Source organism: Pseudomonas sp. P1.8 (assembly GCF_001269805.1).
In the GTDB taxonomy this organism is placed as follows: domain Bacteria; phylum Pseudomonadota; class Gammaproteobacteria; order Pseudomonadales; family Pseudomonadaceae; genus Aquipseudomonas.
The window spans coordinates 18,002-35,380 of record NZ_LHVM01000008.1; the positions used below are offsets into that span (position 1 = coordinate 18,002).

17 protein-coding genes, 4 tRNA genes and 1 riboswitch are annotated in these 17,379 nt (G+C 57.5%); of the genes, 13 read left to right on the forward strand and 8 right to left on the reverse strand.

Going from position 1 to position 17,379, the window contains the following annotated elements; translation table 11 throughout:
* Positions 1 to 155: 155 nt before the first annotated feature.
* From astB to astE, 3 genes are read left to right on the forward strand one after another with little or no spacing between them, the layout of a single operon-like run.
* Positions 156 to 1,502 carry an N-succinylarginine dihydrolase gene (gene astB / locus AD668_RS06880; protein ID WP_053156109.1) on the forward strand — a complete coding sequence of 449 codons (1,347 nt, stop codon included), beginning with the start codon at positions 156 to 158 and terminating at the stop codon, positions 1,500 to 1,502.
* A gap of 60 nt (positions 1,503 to 1,562) precedes the next feature.
* Entirely contained in the window at positions 1,563 to 1,853 is a 291-nt protein-coding gene (locus AD668_RS06885) for a hypothetical protein (protein ID WP_053156112.1), read from the forward strand.
* A 12-nt stretch (positions 1,854 to 1,865) separates the two neighbouring features.
* A complete protein-coding gene (gene astE / locus AD668_RS06890) occupies positions 1,866 to 2,876 on the forward strand; it encodes a succinylglutamate desuccinylase (RefSeq protein WP_053156115.1) in 1,011 nt (336 codons plus the stop codon).
* 126 nt (positions 2,877 to 3,002) lie between these two features.
* Here the strand turns inward: astE and AD668_RS06895 are convergent, their stop codons facing one another.
* Positions 3,003 to 3,515, reverse strand: coding sequence for a 6,7-dimethyl-8-ribityllumazine synthase (locus tag AD668_RS06895; protein WP_053156117.1), 513 nt, complete (start codon positions 3,513 to 3,515; stop codon positions 3,003 to 3,005).
* 101 nt (positions 3,516 to 3,616) lie between these two features.
* A riboswitch (FMN riboswitch) is annotated at positions 3,617 to 3,787 on the reverse strand.
* 196 nt (positions 3,788 to 3,983) lie between these two features.
* On the opposite strand from AD668_RS06895, the gene ltaE reads away from it, so the two are divergent.
* From ltaE to AD668_RS06935, 7 genes are all read left to right on the forward strand, one after another.
* The gene (gene ltaE, locus AD668_RS06905) at positions 3,984 to 4,988 is read left to right on the forward strand and encodes a low-specificity L-threonine aldolase (protein WP_053156122.1); all 1,005 of its coding nucleotides are present in this window, start codon (positions 3,984 to 3,986) and stop codon (positions 4,986 to 4,988) included.
* A gap of 146 nt (positions 4,989 to 5,134) precedes the next feature.
* On the forward strand, positions 5,135 to 7,753 hold the full coding sequence (alaS, locus tag AD668_RS06910; protein ID WP_053156125.1) for an alanine--tRNA ligase: 2,619 nt from the start codon (positions 5,135 to 5,137) through the stop codon (positions 7,751 to 7,753).
* A gap of 92 nt (positions 7,754 to 7,845) precedes the next feature.
* Positions 7,846 to 9,087, forward strand: a complete 1,242-nt coding sequence (locus AD668_RS06915) for an aspartate kinase (protein ID WP_053156406.1) — start codon at positions 7,846 to 7,848, stop codon at positions 9,085 to 9,087.
* Positions 9,088 to 9,273: 186 nt separating this feature from the next.
* Positions 9,274 to 9,462 (forward strand): carbon storage regulator CsrA, encoded by a 189-nt coding sequence (csrA, locus tag AD668_RS06920; RefSeq protein WP_002554426.1) that lies wholly within the window; start codon positions 9,274 to 9,276, stop codon positions 9,460 to 9,462.
* A gap of 62 nt (positions 9,463 to 9,524) precedes the next feature.
* Positions 9,525 to 9,615: transfer RNA gene (locus AD668_RS06925), tRNA-Ser, on the forward strand.
* A gap of 107 nt (positions 9,616 to 9,722) precedes the next feature.
* Positions 9,723 to 9,799: transfer RNA gene (locus AD668_RS06930), tRNA-Arg, on the forward strand.
* 72 nt (positions 9,800 to 9,871) lie between these two features.
* Positions 9,872 to 9,948: transfer RNA gene (locus tag AD668_RS06935), tRNA-Arg, on the forward strand.
* A 19-nt stretch (positions 9,949 to 9,967) separates the two neighbouring features.
* Here AD668_RS06935 and AD668_RS06940 read toward each other — a convergent pair.
* Positions 9,968 to 10,486 carry a cell envelope protein SmpA gene (locus tag AD668_RS06940; protein ID WP_053156128.1) on the reverse strand — a complete coding sequence of 173 codons (519 nt, stop codon included), beginning with the start codon at positions 10,484 to 10,486 and terminating at the stop codon, positions 9,968 to 9,970.
* 320 nt (positions 10,487 to 10,806) lie between these two features.
* Between AD668_RS06940 and mgtE the strand changes: the two genes are divergently transcribed.
* On the forward strand, positions 10,807 to 12,249 hold the full coding sequence (gene mgtE, locus AD668_RS06945; RefSeq protein ID WP_053156131.1) for a magnesium transporter: 1,443 nt from the start codon (positions 10,807 to 10,809) through the stop codon (positions 12,247 to 12,249).
* A 100-nt stretch (positions 12,250 to 12,349) separates the two neighbouring features.
* Here mgtE and AD668_RS06950 read toward each other — a convergent pair whose 3' ends face one another.
* The 3 genes from AD668_RS06950 to AD668_RS06960 form a co-directional block, all read right to left on the reverse strand.
* Complete coding sequence (locus AD668_RS06950; protein ID WP_003178899.1) at positions 12,350 to 12,676, reverse strand: Arc family DNA-binding protein; 327 nt, start codon at positions 12,674 to 12,676, stop codon at positions 12,350 to 12,352.
* 410 nt (positions 12,677 to 13,086) lie between these two features.
* Positions 13,087 to 13,266: a PA3371 family protein gene (locus AD668_RS06955; RefSeq protein WP_053156134.1), complete on the reverse strand. Its 180-nt coding sequence runs from the start codon at positions 13,264 to 13,266 to the stop codon at positions 13,087 to 13,089.
* A 21-nt stretch (positions 13,267 to 13,287) separates the two neighbouring features.
* On the reverse strand, positions 13,288 to 13,521 hold the full coding sequence (locus AD668_RS06960; protein WP_053156140.1) for a hypothetical protein: 234 nt from the start codon (positions 13,519 to 13,521) through the stop codon (positions 13,288 to 13,290).
* Positions 13,522 to 13,811: 290 nt separating this feature from the next.
* Here AD668_RS06960 and AD668_RS06965 point away from each other — a divergent pair.
* A tRNA-Arg gene (locus AD668_RS06965) sits at positions 13,812 to 13,888 on the forward strand.
* Positions 13,889 to 14,257: 369 nt separating this feature from the next.
* Here AD668_RS06965 and AD668_RS06970 read toward each other — a convergent pair.
* From AD668_RS06970 to AD668_RS06980, 3 genes are all read right to left on the reverse strand, one after another.
* A complete protein-coding gene (locus AD668_RS06970; RefSeq protein ID WP_053156143.1) occupies positions 14,258 to 14,473 on the reverse strand; it encodes a hypothetical protein in 216 nt (71 codons plus the stop codon).
* Positions 14,474 to 14,619: 146 nt separating this feature from the next.
* On the reverse strand, positions 14,620 to 14,898 hold the full coding sequence (locus tag AD668_RS06975; RefSeq protein ID WP_053156146.1) for a hypothetical protein: 279 nt from the start codon (positions 14,896 to 14,898) through the stop codon (positions 14,620 to 14,622).
* 15 nt (positions 14,899 to 14,913) lie between these two features.
* On the reverse strand, positions 14,914 to 15,837 hold the full coding sequence (locus AD668_RS06980; RefSeq protein ID WP_053156149.1) for a LysR family transcriptional regulator: 924 nt from the start codon (positions 15,835 to 15,837) through the stop codon (positions 14,914 to 14,916).
* Positions 15,838 to 15,975: 138 nt separating this feature from the next.
* On the opposite strand from AD668_RS06980, the gene AD668_RS06985 reads away from it, so the two are divergent.
* Positions 15,976 to 17,349 carry a nucleobase:cation symporter-2 family protein gene (locus AD668_RS06985; protein WP_053156150.1) on the forward strand — a complete coding sequence of 458 codons (1,374 nt, stop codon included), beginning with the start codon at positions 15,976 to 15,978 and terminating at the stop codon, positions 17,347 to 17,349.
* Positions 17,350 to 17,379: the final 30 nt, after the last annotated feature.

Here is a 17,379-nt window from a genome sequence, read left to right on the forward strand (position 1 = left end):
GCTGGCAAGCCAGCTCCCACAGGTCCTGCGTCGAACACAAGATTTGTGAACACCGCTGAACCTGTAGGAGCTGGCTTGCCAGCGATCGGCCGCGAAGCGGCCGCCAATCCTTTGTTACTGATGCCTATAAAAAACAGATTCGTGGAGCCTCGCTGATGAAATCCTATGAAGTCAATTTTGACGGTCTAGTGGGGCCGACCCATAACTACGGCGGTCTGTCCTACGGCAACGTCGCCTCCCAGAGCAACAGCCAGCAGTCTTCCAACCCGAAGGAAGCCGCGCTGCAAGGCCTGGCGAAGATGAAAGCGCTGATGGAAATGGGCTTCCAGCAAGGCGTGCTGGCACCGCAAGAACGTCCGGACGTGGCAGCCCTGCGTCGCCTGGGCTTTGGCGGCACCGACGCTCAAGTCATCGAGCGCGCCGCCAAGGAAGCGATGCCGCTACTGGTCGCCAGTTGCTCGGCGTCGAGCATGTGGGTGGCCAACGCCGCCACTGTCAGCCCCAGCGCCGACACCGCGGACGGCCGCGTGCATTTCACCGCCGCCAACCTCAACTGCAAATATCACCGCAGCATCGAGCATCCGACCACCAGTCGTGTGCTGGGCGCGATGTTCGCTGATCAACAACACTTCGCGCACCACGCCGCGTTGCCGGCCGTGGCGCAGTTCGGTGATGAAGGCGCGGCCAACCACACGCGTTTCTGCCGTGAGTACGGCGAAGCCGGCGTCGAGTTCTTCGTGTTCGGTCGCAGCGCGTTCGACACCCGCTACCCGGCACCGCAGAAGTACCCGGCGCGCCAGACCCTCGAAGCGTCCCAGGCCGTTGCCCGTCTGCATGGTTTGAGCGATGACGGCGTGGTCTATGCCCAGCAGAACCCGTCGGTGATCGATCAGGGCGTGTTCCACAACGACGTGATCGCCGTGGGCAACGGTGAAGTGCTGTTCTATCACGAGGACGCGTTTCTCGAGACCGAGAAGATGCTCGCAGAATTGCAGAGTAAACTTGCCAAGGTCGGTGGGAAATTTCAGTCGGTTTGCGTACCGCGTTCCGCGGTAACCGTAGAAGACGCGGTTCGGTCCTACCTGTTCAATAGCCAGCTTCTGTCGCGTTCTGACGGCTCCATGCTGTTGATCGTGCCGGAAGAATGCCGTGGCAACGAGCGTGTCTGGCAATACTTGCAGGGTTTGACCAGCTCCGGCGGCCTTATCCGCGAAGTGAAAGTCTTCGATCTCAAGCAGAGCATGCAGAACGGTGGTGGCCCGGCTTGCTTGCGACTGCGCGTCGCACTCAACGAAACCGAACTGGCGGCGGTCAATCAAGGGGTTATCATGACCGCACCGTTGTACGGCTCGCTGACCGAATGGGTCGACAAGCACTACCGCGACCGCATGACCGAAAACGATCTGGCGGACCCGCAGTTGCTGCTTGAGTGCCGGACGGCACTGGATGAACTGACGCAAATCCTTAAACTGGGCGCGGTTTATCCATTCCAGATCAATTGATCGACGGTGCGTTGTCCGATACGACAGCGCACCGCTTCATCTCAAACGAGAGCGTAAAACATGAGCAATTCCCTGCAGCTGATCCTTGAAGACACCGACGGTACGCAACTGGAGACTTCCTGCACCCGCGTCGCGGTCCTGTGGCAAGGCAAAGAGCTGTGGATCCAGCAGGACGGCCGCGGCCAACTGTTGATCGGCGTGGACGTCGAAGAAGGCGACGCCGAATACGCAAACCTGCTGTTGCGCCCATTGGCGACTAATCTGGTAAGTCTGCAGCTGGAGATGGAACCGGCTGAACTCGGCGACGACGAGGATCACGTTCACGGCCCGGATTGCAATCACGACCACTAAGGAAGCCGCTCTATGCTCGCCCTCGGCAAACTGCTTGAACTGACCCTCGCCGGCCGCGAACCGGCGGAGAAGACTCAACTGACTGTCGAAGGCGTGCGTATGCGCTGGTTGAGCGAAGGTGCGCTGGAAGTCCGGCCACCTGAAGCTCGCGACAATGGCCTGGACCTGCTGCTGTCGGCGGGTATCCATGGCAACGAAACAGCGCCGATCGAGTTGCTTGATCGCCTGTTGCATGACATAGCCCGCGGCGACCTGAAGCCGCGCGCCCGTATTCTGTTCCTGTTTGGCAACCCGGAAGCGATTCGCAAGGGCGAGCGTTTCGTCGAGCAGGACGTCAATCGGCTGTTCAACGGCCGTCACGAACAAAGCAGCGGTTGCGAAGCCCTGCGTGCTTGTGAGCTGGAGCGGTTGGCGGCGAGTTTCTTCAGCCTGCCGGATCGCCAGCGCTTGCATTACGACCTGCACACCGCCATCCGTGGCTCAAAAATCGAGCAGTTCGCCTTGTATCCATGGAAGGAAGACCGCCAACACTCGCGCCAGGAGCTGGCTCGCCTGCGTGCTGCCGGCATGGAAGCGGTGCTGCTGCAAAACAAACCGTCCATCGTGTTCAGTTCCTACACCTACGACAAGCTCGGGGCCGAGGCATTCACCCTCGAGCTGGGCAAGGCGCGGCCGTTCGGGCAGAACGACGGGGTCAATGTGTCTCTGCTGGAAAAACGCCTCAAGCAGATCATTGAAGGTACCGAGCCGGAATTGACCGACACGGCGCTGGACGGTTTGCAGCTCTACAGCGTGGCACGGGAAATCATCAAGCACAGCGACAGCTTCCGCCTGAACCTGCCAGTGGACATCGAGAATTTTTCGGAGCTGGAAGTGGGTTATCTGTTGGCGGAAGACATCGCCAATACCCGCTGGATCATCGAGGAGGAGGGCGCCCGGATCATCTTTCCGAACCCCAAGGTGAAGAACGGCCTGCGCGCCGGCATCCTGGTCGTGCCGACCACCGACGAAAACCTGGCCTGAAACAACACGATTCACTCTGTAGGAGCGAGCATGCTCGCGATGGTCGTCAACGATAACGCTGGGAGTCTGACACCCCGTGGCGCTCTTGGGCCCATCGCGAGCATGCTCGCTCCTACAGGGTTGTGTTTAGACCGCTAGTGCACGCGGCTCGATGCGGCGCAGGCTGCGAATCTTGCGCAGCGTATCCGCACAGGTCTTCGCCGCTTCCTGGCCTTTGTGCACGAAGTGATCGAAGAAGAACTTGTGATGCAGTTCTTCGCCTGCATGGAAGTGGTGCGGGGTCAGGGACACCGAGAACACAGGCACTTCGGTTTCCAGTTGCACTTGCATCAGGCCGCTGACCACCGACTGGGCGACAAACTCGTGACGGTAGATGCCGCCGTCCACCACCAGGGCTGCGGCGACGATGCCGGCATAACGACCGGTCCTGGCCAGTAGCTTGGCGTGCAATGGCATTTCAAATGCACCGCCGACTTCGAAGAAGTCGATGTCGGATTCCTGATAACCCTGGGCAATCATTTCGGCGACGAAGCCTTTGCGGCTCTGGTCAACAATATCCTTGTGCCAGCAGGCCTGGATGAACGCTACGCGCTCGCCCTGATGGTGTTTGCTTTTGCTGTCGATTGCGGTGGGTTGCATGTTCTGACTCCTGTTTGTGTGAAAAACAGGGCTTTATGAATCGAAGGGGATTTGAGGGTACGCGCATGCATGAATGCCTGCGGACGGCCCTATGGTGCCAATCCCGTTCTCTCTTCATCCGGACTATGACCGTCGGCCCCGGGATCACACCGGGTCTGCTGACCTTGTCGCCAGTCACCGCCGAAGCCATGCTGCCGCCAAGCGCTCGCGGGCTATGCGCGTTGCGCGCAATTACCGCCGGTGGGGAGTTGCGCCCCGCCCTGAGAACGTTTTTGCCGCCGAAAAGTGTGGCGGCGCAGCGTTTTTAACACATATTTCCTTTATTCGCATCGGTGCTTTTGGATGATTGTTATCGAGTATTGCGATGTATTAGCGGGCATTATCCTTATCCAAGGGTTGAATATTCATGGGGATGCCCGCAGTAATTCCTCCTGAAAGGGATTTCCCCTGCTTACCGAGGCCAGATTCATGAGCGTTATCGATCTTCGCAGCGACACCGTTACCCAACCTTGCGCCGGCATGCTCGACGCGATGGCCAAAGCCGCCACAGGTGACGATGTGTATGGGGAGGATCCGACGGTCAATCATCTGGAGGCCGAACTGGCCCGGCGCCTGGGCTTTGCCGCCGCGTTGTTCGTGCCGACCGGCACCATGAGCAATCTGCTGGGGCTGATGGCTCATTGCGAGCGCGGTGACGAGTACATCGTCGGTCAGCAGGCTCACACCTATAAATACGAAGGTGGTGGCGCAGCGGTGCTCGGTTCGATCCAGCCGCAACCACTGGACGTGCAGGCCGACGGTTCGCTGGACCTGACGCAAGTCGCGGCCGCGATCAAACCGGATGACTTCCATTTCGCCCGCACTCGTTTACTGGCGCTGGAAAACACGATGCAGGGCAAGATTCTGCCGCTGGAGTACCTGGCCCAGGCCCGCAGGTTTACCCGCGAACATGGCCTGCAACTGCATCTGGACGGCGCGCGGCTGTATAACGCAGCAGTCGGACTGGGCGTCGATGCCCGAGAAATTACCCGGTATTTCGATTCCGTCTCGGTGTGCCTGTCCAAAGGCCTGGGCGCGCCGATCGGCTCGGTGCTCTGCGGCTCCGAGGCGTTGATCGGCAAGGCGCGCCGTTTGCGCAAAATGGTCGGTGGTGGCATGCGTCAGGCCGGGATTCTGGCGGCAGCCGGCCTGTACGCGCTGGATAATAACGTCCAGCGCCTGGCCGACGATCATGCCAATGCACAATTGCTGGCAGAAGGCCTGCGCACGGGGGGTTTCGAGGTCGAGCCGGTGCAGACGAACATGGTTTACGTGGCGATGGGCACCAAGGCCGAGGCGATCAAGGCATTTGCCGGCGAGCGCGGCATCAAGCTCAGTGCTGCCGCTCGTCTGCGCATGGTCACCCACATGGACGTCAGCCGTGAGCAAATCGAGCAGGTCGTCGCGACATTCGTCGACTTTTCCTGCAAGTGATAGGGTTAGCGGTCCAATTGACCGTTTCTATCGTATAAACACGCTGTACCGCGCGCGCAGGGCCGATATAATGCGGCCCTTTGCCGTCGTTTCGTCTGATGACGTTTCGAACAGGCCTTTGGCCGCAGCCTCCGTGGAAGAACCTAATGAAAAGCGCAGAAATCCGTGAAGCCTTCCTTCGCTTCTTCGAAGAGCAAGGCCACACCCGTGTCGCCTCCAGCTCTTTGATTCCGGGCAACGACCCAACCCTGCTGTTCACTAACGCGGGGATGAACCAGTTCAAGGACTGCTTCCTGGGCCAGGAAAAGCGCGCGTACACCCGCGCCACCAGCAGCCAGAAGTGCGTACGCGCCGGCGGCAAGAACAGCGACCTGGAAAACGTCGGTTATACCGCTCGTCACCACACCTTTTTCGAGATGCTGGGTAACTTCAGCTTCGGCGATTACTTCAAGCGTGATGCCATCACCTACGCCTGGACCTTCCTGACCGGCGTGCTGGAGCTGCCAAAGGAAAAGCTCTGGGTGACCGTCTACGCCTCCGACGACGAAGCCTATGACATCTGGACCCAGGACATCGGCGTCCCGGTCGAGCGCATGATCCGCATCGGCGACAACAAAGGCGCGCCTTACGCGTCCGACAACTTCTGGACCATGGGCGATACCGGCCCGTGCGGCCCATGCACCGAGATTTTCTACGATCACGGCGACCACATCTGGGGTGGCCCGCCGGGCTCGCCGGAAGAAGACGGCGACCGCTATATCGAGATCTGGAACAACGTTTTCATGCAGTTCAATCGCACCGCCGATGGCGTGTTGCATCCGTTGCCAGCGCCGTCGGTCGACACCGGCATGGGCCTGGAGCGAATCAGCGCGGTGATGCAGCACGTCAATTCCAACTACGAAATCGACCTGTTCAAGAACCTGCTGAGCGCGTCGGCCGAAGCGATCGGCTGTGAAAATGGCGATCAGTCTTCGCTGAAAGTGGTTTCCGACCACATCCGTTCGTGCGGCTTCCTGATCGCCGACGGCGTGCTGCCGTCCAACGAAGGTCGTGGTTACGTGCTGCGCCGGATCATCCGTCGCGCTTGCCGTCACGGTAACAAGCTGGGTGCCACCGGCAGCTTCTTCTACAAGATCGTCGCGGCGCTGGTCGCCGAGATGGGCGAAGCCTTCCCGGAACTGAAAGCGCAGCAGAGCAACATCGAGCGCGTCCTCAAGGCTGAAGAAGAGCAGTTTTCCAAGACTCTGGAGCACGGCCTGAAGATTCTCGAGCAGGATCTGCTGGAGCTCAAAGGCACCGTGGTACCGGGCGACGTGGTGTTCAAGCTGTATGACACCTACGGTTTCCCGATGGACCTGACCGCCGACATCGCCCGTGAGCGCGAGCTGACCATCGACGAAGCCGGTTTCGAGCGCGAGATGGAAGCCCAGCGCGTGCGAGCGCGTTCGGCCAGCTCGTTCGGCCTGGACTACAACACCCTGGTCAAGGTTGACGTGGCCACCGAGTTCACTGGCTATACCGATACCAGTGGTTCGGCAAAAATCGTCGCCCTGTACAAAAACGGCCAGTCGGTCGATGTACTGAGTGAAGGTGACGAGGGCGTAATCGTTCTCAACAAGACGCCGTTCTACGCCGAGTCCGGTGGCCAGGTGGGCGACTGCGGTTACCTGCAGGCCGGCAATGCTCGTTTCGACGTGCGCGACACCACCAAGACCGGTGGCGCATTCCTGCACCACGGCGTGCTGGCTTCGGGCAGCCTGATCGTTGGCGCGCCAGTGGAAACCCACGTCGATTCTGACGTGCGTCACGCCACTTCGCTGAACCACTCGGCCACGCATTTGCTGCACGCAGCATTGCGCAAAGTACTGGGCGATCACGTGCAGCAGAAAGGTTCGTTGGTCGACAGTCAGCGCCTGCGCTTCGACTTCAGCCACTTCGAAGCGATCAAGCCTGAACAGATCAAAGCGCTGGAAGACATCGTCAACGCCGAGATTCGCAAGAACTCCGCCGTTGAAACCGAAGAAACCGATATCGAAACCGCCAAGCAAAAAGGCGCCATGGCGCTGTTCGGCGAGAAGTACGGCGACAACGTGCGCGTGTTGAGCATGGGCGGTGATTTCTCCGTCGAGCTGTGTGGCGGCATCCACGCCAACCGTACCGGCGACATCGGCCTGCTGAAAATCATCAGCGAAGGTGGTGTGGCTTCGGGCGTGCGTCGTATCGAAGCGGTCACCGGCGCAGCTGCGCTGGCGTACTTGAACGCGGCCGAAGAACAACTCAAGGAAGCGGCCAGCCTGGTCAAGGGCAGCCGCGACAACCTGATCGACAAGTTGTCGGCTGTGCTGGAGCGCAACCGTCTGCTGGAAAAGCAACTCGAGCAGTTGCAAGCCAAGGCAGCCAGCGCGGCGGGCGACGATCTGTCGGCGCAGGCACAGGACGTCAAAGGCGTGAAAGTGCTGGCCGTGCGTCTGGACGGTCAGGATGGCAAGGCGCTGCTGGCGCTGGTCGATCAACTGAAAAACAAACTCGGTCGCGCAGTGATCCTGCTCGGCAGTGTCCATGAGGAAAAGGTCGTTCTGGTTGCAGGCGTAACCAAAGACCTGACTGGCCAACTCAAAGCCGGTGATTTGATGAAGCAAGCCGCTGCGGCAGTGGGCGGGAAGGGCGGTGGTCGTCCAGACATGGCGCAAGGCGGCGGTACCGACGCTGGCGCACTGGATGGGGCACTGGCTCTGACTGTTCCGTTTGTAGAGCAGGGTTTATAAGGCAATGCCTCCGGTCTGCAGTCTAGTGGCGGGCCGGAACGCTGTTTTGAGTGATTATTTGGGCGCCCTTCATGGGCAGAGGCGGCTTTGAAATGGCTTTGATCGTACAGAAATTTGGAGGCACCTCGGTCGGTACTGTCGAGAGAATCGAGCAGGTCGCCGACAAGGTTAAGAAATTCCGCGATGCCGGCGATGACCTGGTGGTTGTGCTGTCTGCAATGAGCGGCGAAACCAACCGTCTGATCGATCTGGCCAAGCAAATCAGTGGCGAAGATCAACCGGTTCCCCGTGAACTGGACGTGATCGTTTCCACCGGTGAGCAGGTGACGATTGCCCTGTTGGCCATGGCGCTGATCAAGCGTGGTGTGCCGGCGGTTTCCTACACCGGCAACCAGGTGCGGATCCTGACGGACAGCGCGCACAATAAAGCGCGTATCTTGCAGATTGATGACCAGAAGATTCGTGGTGACCTGAAGGCCGGTCGCGTGGTGGTTGTCGCCGGTTTCCAGGGCGTCGATGAGCACGGCAACATCACCACTCTCGGTCGTGGTGGTTCCGACACCACCGGCGTAGCGCTGGCGGCAGCCCTGAAGGCTGACGAGTGCCAGATCTACACCGACGTCGACGGTGTCTACACCACTGACCCGCGTGTGGTCTCCGTGGCGCAGCGTCTGGACAAGATCACCTTCGAAGAGATGCTGGAAATGGCCAGCCTCGGTTCCAAGGTGTTGCAGATCCGCGCGGTCGAGTTCGCCGGCAAGTACAACGTTCCGCTGCGCGTATTGCACAGCTTCAAGGAGGGGCCGGGCACCCTCATTACTATTGATGAAGAGGAAACCATGGAACAGCCGATCATTTCCGGTATCGCTTTCAACCGCGATGAAGCCAAGCTGACCATCCGTGGCGTGCCAGACATCCCGGGCGTTGCCTTCAAGATTCTCGGCCCGATCAGTGCCGCGAACATCGAAGTCGACATGATCGTGCAGAACGTTGCGCACGATAACACCACCGACTTCACCTTCACTGTGCACCGCAACGACTACCAGGCCGCGCAAGCGGTGCTGGAAAAGACCGCTGCCGAGCTGGGTGCCCGCGAAGTGGTTGGCGACACCAAGATCGCCAAGGTGTCGATCGTCGGCGTTGGCATGCGCTCTCACGCAGGCGTGGCCAGCCGCATGTTCGAATCCCTGGCCAAGGAAAGCATCAATATCCAGATGATCTCGACTTCGGAAATCAAGGTTTCCGTAGTGATCGAAGAGAAGTACCTGGAACTGGCTGTGCGCGCTCTGCACACGGCTTTCGAACTGGACGCACCGGCCCGACAGGGCGAGTAATGCGTTTGCCAGAGGGCGCGGTCTGACCGCGCCCTTTGTTTTTTGAATGGCGTGACCCCGAGCCTGTTCTTTTGCTCGCGCTGGTCAATACTCAGGCATGTAGGGCTGCGACCGCTCCGGTTGTGGGTCGAGTGCCTTTTTTTTGCAGACTGTTGTCCCTGAAATGAATTGCGTGAGGAGAAAGGTATGCTGATTCTGACTCGTCGGTGCGCAGAAAGCCTGATTATCGGTGATGGCGAAATCACCGTGACCGTGCTCGGCGTCAAAGGAAATCAAGTGCGCATCGGCGTCAACGCCCCTAAAGAGGTGGCGGTTCACCGGGAAGAAATTTACCTGCGTATCAAGAAAGAGAAGGACGAAGAACCAAGCCATTAATTTTTATCGTTTTTTATGTTTGCAAACGGGGAAGAAGCTGGTTAATATACGCCCCGTGTTGCGGAGAGCTGGCCGAGTGGCCGAAGGCGCTCCCCTGCTAAGGGAGTACACCTCAAAAGGGTGTCGGGGGTTCGAATCCCCCGTTCTCCGCCATTATTTGCGTAGTACGTTGTAATCTGGCTTTTTCGGTAAGTTGTTGAAATTACTAGAAAAAGTGTTTGACATAGAGATTAGACGGCCTATAATGCGCGGCAACAAATGCACTCGTAGCTCAGCTGGATAGAGTACTCGGCTACGAACCGAGCGGTCACAGGTTCGAATCCTGTCGAGTGCACCATTTAAGAGTTATTTATAGTAATGTAAGTAACTTGGCTTCAACCAGTTGTGATCTGGTCTAAAAACACAAACTGCACTCGTAGCTCAGCTGGATAGAGTACTCGGCTACGAACCGAGCGGTCACAGGTTCGAATCCTGTCGAGTGCACCATACAACAGAAAGCCCGCTTTTAAAGCGGGCTTTTTGCCGTCTGGGATTTGGCTTTTCCCTTTGTGCATCCCCTCTCGTCAAACTCAATGTGTGCGCTGCGGCCTCGCTGTGTGTCGTAGCGGTAACTCGTGGCCGAATTTCGAATACTGATCCTATCCGGCTTGCCGAGTGCGCTTTCGACATCCTGGCGGCTCATGCCGGCGACCACGCGCTGATTGATGATTGCCTCGCGGCGCTGCCTGGCATTGAGCAAGTTTCCACATTTGTCCTCCTGCTGGCCGACCACGACCGGTTCTCTCCTCGTGGATTTCATACCTGGTGTGTCGCGCATTTCGGATTCCGGCATGAGAGTCATGATGCTTCCAGGTTGAAAGGTACGAATGTGGTGTATCGAAACGCGTTCTCCCGCCTCGCAACTCAATGTCGTGAAGGTGATCCGGCCATCGCCTGCCTCGCAGCGGTTAACGGTGGCAGCGAGCACCGGGGGCGGCAGGTTGAGCAGGGCGAGCAGTAAAAAGTACGGCGCATTCGATTGCATTGATCGTCCTCCTGGACGTGCTGTCAGAAGGGTAGCCGGAACAAATTTCGAGGGCGGTGTGTTTTCTTTTCAGAATGAGTCGTCGCACTTTCATGGGTCAGGACAGTGCTCAAGTTTGTTTCGCAAGCGCTTGTTTCAGCCGCGATTTTTTAACGTTTTAAACCGTCAGGCGGTGTATCATTGCGCCCGTCAGCCCCGCCGGGGCTTTTGGATTTTTTCCATGGACTTACCCAGTAGTTACTCAGCACCCCGTTTTTCCAATCATGAATTGACTGATTGATCCTTCCGGCGCGCCCCGCTGCTGGGAGTGGAGTTCGCCTATGTCTGAAGTTGAAGTAAAGAAAACGCAGGAAAGCTTGCAGGACCGCCTGGCTCAGGTGGTTGAATTGCTGCAGCGCCAGCGAGTTGTCGAAGACCTGACTCATCGCCAGGAAGGTCCGCATCACGATCGGATCGAGAACCTGGTTCATCGGCAAAACCTCGTCGAGTTACAACGCAAGCTCGATGATTTGCACTCCGCCGACGTCGCTTACATCCTTGAAGCCTTGCCTCTGGACGACCGTCTGACGCTTTGGCAACTGGTCAAGGCTGATCGCGACGGCGACATCCTTCTTGAAGTATCAGATTCGGTTCGTGAAACCCTGATCGCCGACATGGACGATCACGAGCTCCTGGCTGCAGCCAAGGACATGGATGCCGACGAACTCGCTGACCTGGCCTCCGAGCTGCCGCGAGACGTCGTCCATGAACTGATGGAGACTCTGGACCTGCAGCAACGCGAGCGGGTGCGCTCAGCGCTGTCCTATGACGAGGAGCAAGTCGGCGCACTGATGGACTTCGAGATGGTGACGATTCGCGAGGATGTCAGCCTTGAAGTGGTCCTGCGTTACCTTCGCCGTCTCAAGGAGCTTCCGGGGCATACCGACAAGCTGTTTGTGGTCGATTACGACGGCGTCCTCAAGGGTGTGTTGCCGATCAAGCGTTTGCTGGTCAACGACCCGGACAAACAGGTTTCCGAAGTGATGGCGAGCGATCCGGTGAGTTTCCACCCGGACGAAGACGCTTACGATGCTGCGCAGGCGTTCGAGCGTTATGACTTGATTTCCGCTCCCGTGGTCGACAAGAACGGCAAGCTGATCGGCCGTCTGACCATTGACGAAATGGTCGACCTTATCCGTGAAGAGAGTGAAAACGAAGTCCTCAACATGGCGGGTCTGCGCGAAGAGGAAGATATCTTCGCATCGGTCTGGAAGTCTTTGCGTAACCGCTGGGCCTGGCTGGCGATCAACCTGATTACCGCGTTTGTGGCGTCCCGAGTGATTGGGTTGTTCGAGGGCTCGATCGAAAAACTCGTGGCGCTCGCGGCATTGATGCCTATCGTGGCGGGCATTGGTGGCAACTCGGGCAACCAGACCATCACCATGATTGTTCGGGCCATGGCGCTGGATCAGGTCAGCACTGGCAATACGACACGGCTGATGCGCAAAGAGTTGGCGGTTGCCTTGATCAACGGCGTGATCTGGGGTGGGGTGATCGGGGTCGTCGCCTACCTGTTGTACGGCAGTTGGTCGCTGGGTGTGGTGATGACCGCGGCGATGATCCTCAACCTGTTGCTGGCGGCTTTGATGGGGGTCTTGATCCCGATGACGCTGGCGCGGCTTGGGCGAGATCCTGCGATGGGCGCCAGTGTGATGATTACCGCGATGACCGACAGCGGTGGTTTTTTCATCTTTTTGGGGTTGGCAACGATCTTCCTGCTCTGAGTTACCGCTCACCAAAACCCGCCGCTCGGCGGGTTTTTTGTGTGCGAATTTCAGGCAAAAAAAAGCCAGCGATCAGGCTGGCTTGGGCTTTCGGGTTGAATCAGGACGCGTCGGCGGCCATTTCGGCATCATGCGCGATCAGCGAAACAAGGGCGTTCTGCTGACGGTGTGAGAGTTGGCGAAAGCGTTGCAGCAACTCGCGCTCGTGCAGCGAGAGCTCTGGGCTGTCCAGGCGCATGCTCAGCTCTTCTCCCAAGGCGCCTTCCTGAATAAGACTCTGCTCAAGGCGTGCGATGATTTCGGAGTTCATGCTGCGATGATGATTGCGAGCCACCTCGGCAATGCGTTCACGCATTCCGTCTGGCAGACGTACGACGAACTTGTCAGCCGTACGGCTGGAATAAATTGCCTGTTTCAATGGGCGCATATATTTAACCGGTTAGTTCAGGGGAGCGGTTTTCGGGATTGGCCGCAGGATGTCTGATAAGACAAGCGCTCTGGCCAAATGTTCAACCTGAATTGATGGAGGCGTGCATCATGCCTCAAGCAAGCCGGATCCTTGGCGTCAATTCTGTGACAAATATTGAACTGGATAAAGGCGTTCTGCCAGCACCATTTGTCAAAAATGCGGACTGGTTTGAAAACTTGGACAAGCGCCTATAGCCGACCGTACTTTTTGACCGACAAACGGCGTTTGAAGGCGTGAACAGGCAAATGCGATCACTGTTTCTTAATTATACAGAGTAGTGGCAAATGGCCGATTTACTAGGTGGCATGCAGTGAGCGAGGAAATTCGGGATGGATGGCAGTCGGTTCAGCCATCCGATAGCGGGGGGATTAACGCAAGACCGGGTCAAATTTGATCTTGCGCCCGACTATCAATGCCAGCACGAACAGCGTGGTGAAAATCCCGCAGGCCAGCAGCGGCAGGGTGAAGGACATGTCCTGGGCCATCATCAAATGGAAAAGGCCGCTCAGTAAGGCGAGGATAAAAAATCCTGCGGCTGATTTGGACATGCTGTGCTCCTCGAGGGTAGATTAAAAAACCAGACGTTCGGCAGAAGGTGCTGGCAACACGACGTTTTCCTGGCTTACGTCCTGACCGACAAACCCACGCTGATCGCTCATCACTGCCAGTTGTGGAGATTCCTGCAGTTGAAGGTAGTGCGGCATGCGTTGGGCCACCTGCGTATCAATGTGATCGGCAAAAAAATGACCACCCAGCAGTATTGTCAGCGTGATCGCATTCGATATTAAAAGGACACGGTTCATGACGCTGGCCTCATTTGTTCTGTGAGAACAGCTAAAGCAGCTCGCATGCCAGACTCTATATGTATTTTTTTCCTTTAAAAACAATTAGATAGGTCGAGTTTTCGAAAGGCTGATGTTGCATTTTGCAATGGTGGCCTTTTGCGGTGATGCATTTTGCACGGTAGGCAACTCTTCGCTCGAAAGAGGCGCTTGCCTACACTTAAAAAGCCCTACGGACGACATGACAAAATCGTGCCTGCCCGTTAACATGCACGCCGTCCATCGCACTGTGAATCATGCGGGGGATTTGTGTCTCAGTAGCTCAATTGGATAGAGCATCCCCCTCCTAAGGGGAAGGTTGGCAGTTCGAACCTGCCCTGGGACACCATATAAATCAGAGGTTTGTACGGTTTTTCTGCTTTTATAATTTGAATGGGGTTACGCCAGGGTTACGCTTCGGTAAAATCAGCGTGATCTTTTTTTTGTAAAAGTGCCCCATTTCTCAGCATGCTATGCAGATAAAGAGGCAGAGCACCGGACAGAAGGTTGTGAGTTACGCTATAGCAGGCACTGCTTGGTACTGGGTCCCTCGTTGGAGTCCAGGCGTGGAGTCAGACAAATAAAGGCCTGCAGCGTTGCAGGCCTTTTTTGCTTTCCGGGCGGGCAAGCATTAGAGATAAAGTAAGTGTCTTGACTCATTGGGGCAGGTGCGTGCCCACGCATCTGAGCCCGCTGGCACCAATGGGTAATATTGTTCTCAATTGCTACGTGGCATGCGCAACGTGCTGTTGATCCTAAGCCCAATGGTTTGCCGCAATACCTTCTCCGCCAGTTCAGCATCAGCGATGCAGGTCCGTCCGCTTTCCGTCACGCCGAAAATTGATTCAGGAATTCGACCCTGATTGCGCGCCTGAATGATGGCGGCTTTTGATATGCCGACGCGTCGGGCGATCTCAGTGATGGTGCATCGCATGACACTTCACCTCGCGGCTACTCTCTGGAAACGTATCTCAGATGATAGCTTTTTCGTATTGCGAGACTTGGCGCGACTAAGTCCTAACTAACTTAAATGAAATAGTCCCTAACATATTAGGCCATCCGTGAGCGGCAGCAGCCCAGTCATAGTTGCCGGTCAGCATCGGCTGAAATTGGCCGATTGTTGCCTGTCGCGAAGGGCTGCAGTTGGACCCTTAGCTGCCGTTGGCCAAAGGCAGAAAACGGCTGTGGATTCAACTGGTCAATGCGTTTTTGGTTTAGCCGGTTGCTTGCCCATAACAACACTGGCACGACGGCCATTGGCAGGATCGATATACGATCGGCGCCCGGATGATTACCACTAAGATCGCCGCTAAGGCGCAGTGACTTCACTAAAGGGGATAGATTTTTCTGAAAGTACATCTGTCTCTTTCCTTTTCAATCCGTCCCTGCTGTCGCTCCCTTCATTTTTCCCATTGATATCGACGTTCGCCCCAGTGCATTACGCAGCCAGGTACCGGCTTTACCCGAGCGCAAACTTGAAGACCAGACCAAGTCGACGCCCACTTTCCAGTCAGTGCACGGGTAAGCCTCCAGCTGCAGTTCCACAAACTCCCCATTGCGACCCAGGGTCTGCATTAATTGCCTGGGCACCGTGGCCCAGCCCATGCCGGCGCGCAGCATGTCCATCAAGGTCAAATAGCTTTCGACGCGCCAATGGTTGGGAGAGTTGAGGTATTCGCTGGTAGGCAATCGGTCCTGGAAGGGCAGGTAGATCAACTGACGGTAGTTGCTCAACTGGTTGAAGCTGACCGTGGGCATCCCGGCCAGCGGATGGTCGTGGCAGGCGACGTTGCTGAAAGTGATGCTGCCCAGGCGTATGAACTGCAGGATCCTCGGGTAATGGGTGCGCGTGCACATCACCCCAAACAAGACCTTTTTCTCCTCGATCATCGCCAGGGCGTCCTGCCCGGAGGGATGCAGCACGGTCAGATCAACATGGGTGAAACGCCGGGAAAACTCTTCCAGCACAGGCGCAAGGGATTCATAGTGAATCGCCTCGTCGATGCTGATCACCAACTCGGTCTCTAACTCCTCCGCCAGGCTGCTGGCACGATTTTCCATGTTGAAGCACTGGCCCAGGATGGCCTCGGCATCACGCAATAAAGCCCGGCCTTCATTGGTCAATTGCGGATAGCGCTGGCTGCGGTCGAACAGGGTGATCCCCAGATCGATTTCCAGATTGCCCACGGAAATGCTCACTGCGGATTGCGACTTGCCCAGTTTGCGTGCCGCCGCCGAAAACGAGCGCTCGCTGACCACCGCTGAAAATGCCGCCAGTTGTTCGAGGGACAACCTCATCGCTGCTCCATTAAAAAAATCAATAGGACCCATTTTTACAACGGGTACGGCTAGGCGCATGTTGGCTGCGCGCTACCCATAACCACAATAACTATTTAACTCATCACTGCCTCGACAACACTTTTCAGGAGAGGACACATGACCCATAGCGTGCACCCAGTCGATCAGCGCCTGCCGCTGATACAAACGGCAGTACTCGGTTTCCAGCATGTGCTGGTGATGTATTCGGCGTGCATCATCGTGCCACTGATTCTCGGCGCGGCACTCAGGCTTCCCAAGGACCAGTTGACCCTCATCATCAATGCCGACCTGTTTGCGGCGGGCCTGGCCACGCTCTTGCAATGTGCGGGCAACCGATTCTTCGGCATCCAGCTACCGATCATGATGGGCGTGACCTTCGCCTCGGTCACGCCGATGATCGCCATCGCCCTGACACCCGGCATCGGCCTGCCGGGTGTGTATGGTGCGATCATCGCGTCGGGGCTGTTCGGCCTGCTGTTCGCGCCGGTCATGGGCCGACTCATGCGCTATTTCCCGCCGGTGGTGACCGGGACTGTGCTGTTGGTGATCGGCATCAGCCTTATGCGCGTCGGCATCGACTGGTCCGCAGGGGGCCAACCGACCCTGGCCAATGGCGGGCCCAACCCGGATTACGGCAATCCGGTCTACCTGGCCATCTCCTTGGCCCAGTTGCTGTTGATCTTGGGGCTCAACCGTTTCGCCAAGGGCTTCATTGCCAATATTGCGGTTTTACTGGGTGTCCTGGTCGGCTTCGCCATTGCCTTCATTCGCGGCGATATTGTTCTTGATGGCATTGCTCAAACCCCCTGGTTCTCCACCATCACCCCCTTTGCCTTTGGCCTGCCAACTTTCGATGTCGTGGCGGTGGTTTCCATGTGCATGGTGATGCTGGTGACCATGGTCGAATCGACCGGGATGTTCCTGGCGCTGGGCAACATGGTTGGCCGGTCGACTACTCGGGAGCGCCTGGTGCGCGGCCTGCGAGCCGATGGCATGGGCGCCATCCTCGGCGGCGTGTTCAACGCATTTCCCTACACTTCGTTCTCCCAGAACATCGGCCTGATTACCATGACCGGGGTCAAGAGCCGCTACGTGTGCATGGCCGGTGCGCTGATCCTCATCGGCCTCGGGCTCTTCCCCAAGCTGGCCTATATCGTCGCCTCTACACCGCAATACGTGCTCGGCGCCGCCGGCATGGTGATGTTCGGCATGGTCACGCTGATGGGCGTGCGCATCCTCGCTACCGTCGACTTCGAGGAGTCGCGCTACAACCTGCTGATCGCCGCCACCAGCGTCGGCATCGGCATGATCCCGATGGTCTCGCCGCTGTACTTTCACCACCTGCCCCAATGGAGCCGGGTGTTCACCGAAAGCGGAATCATCCTCACCGTCGTCACGGCGCTGATCCTTAACCTTGTGTTCAACGGCCCCACCCAGCCAGAAGAAGCCGAGGTCAGTGCAGCCCGTTCCGCGGTACTGGGCGAAAGCTGAGACCCATCTTTTAAAAAACACTCAATAAAA

Excerpts from the sequence above, each read along its gene's own strand:
- AD668_RS06915 (WP_053156406.1), top strand. The coding sequence starts at position 7,846 with ATGGCTTTGATCGTACAGAAATTTGGAGGCACCTCGGTCGGTACTGTC.
- astE (WP_053156115.1), top strand. The coding sequence starts at position 1,866 with ATGCTCGCCCTCGGCAAACTGCTTGAACTGACCCTCGCCGGCCGCGAA.
- AD668_RS06940 (WP_053156128.1), bottom strand. The coding sequence starts at position 10,486 with ATGCAATCGAATGCGCCGTACTTTTTACTGCTCGCCCTGCTCAACCTG.
- AD668_RS06950 (WP_003178899.1), bottom strand. The coding sequence starts at position 12,676 with ATGCGCCCATTGAAACAGGCAATTTATTCCAGCCGTACGGCTGACAAG.
- ltaE (WP_053156122.1), top strand. The coding sequence starts at position 3,984 with ATGAGCGTTATCGATCTTCGCAGCGACACCGTTACCCAACCTTGCGCC.
- AD668_RS06955 (WP_053156134.1), bottom strand. The coding sequence starts at position 13,266 with ATGTCCAAATCAGCCGCAGGATTTTTTATCCTCGCCTTACTGAGCGGC.
- AD668_RS06885 (WP_053156112.1), top strand. The coding sequence starts at position 1,563 with ATGAGCAATTCCCTGCAGCTGATCCTTGAAGACACCGACGGTACGCAA.
- AD668_RS06975 (WP_053156146.1), bottom strand. The coding sequence starts at position 14,898 with ATGTACTTTCAGAAAAATCTATCCCCTTTAGTGAAGTCACTGCGCCTT.
- AD668_RS06970 (WP_053156143.1), bottom strand. The coding sequence starts at position 14,473 with ATGCGATGCACCATCACTGAGATCGCCCGACGCGTCGGCATATCAAAA.
- AD668_RS06980 (WP_053156149.1), bottom strand. The coding sequence starts at position 15,837 with ATGAGGTTGTCCCTCGAACAACTGGCGGCATTTTCAGCGGTGGTCAGC.
- mgtE (WP_053156131.1), top strand. The coding sequence starts at position 10,807 with ATGTCTGAAGTTGAAGTAAAGAAAACGCAGGAAAGCTTGCAGGACCGC.
- AD668_RS06960 (WP_053156140.1), bottom strand. The coding sequence starts at position 13,521 with ATGAACCGTGTCCTTTTAATATCGAATGCGATCACGCTGACAATACTG.
- AD668_RS06985 (WP_053156150.1), top strand. The coding sequence starts at position 15,976 with ATGACCCATAGCGTGCACCCAGTCGATCAGCGCCTGCCGCTGATACAA.
- astB (WP_053156109.1), top strand. The coding sequence starts at position 156 with ATGAAATCCTATGAAGTCAATTTTGACGGTCTAGTGGGGCCGACCCAT.
- csrA (WP_002554426.1), top strand. The coding sequence starts at position 9,274 with ATGCTGATTCTGACTCGTCGGTGCGCAGAAAGCCTGATTATCGGTGAT.
- AD668_RS06895 (WP_053156117.1), bottom strand. The coding sequence starts at position 3,515 with ATGCAACCCACCGCAATCGACAGCAAAAGCAAACACCATCAGGGCGAG.
- alaS (WP_053156125.1), top strand. The coding sequence starts at position 5,135 with ATGAAAAGCGCAGAAATCCGTGAAGCCTTCCTTCGCTTCTTCGAAGAG.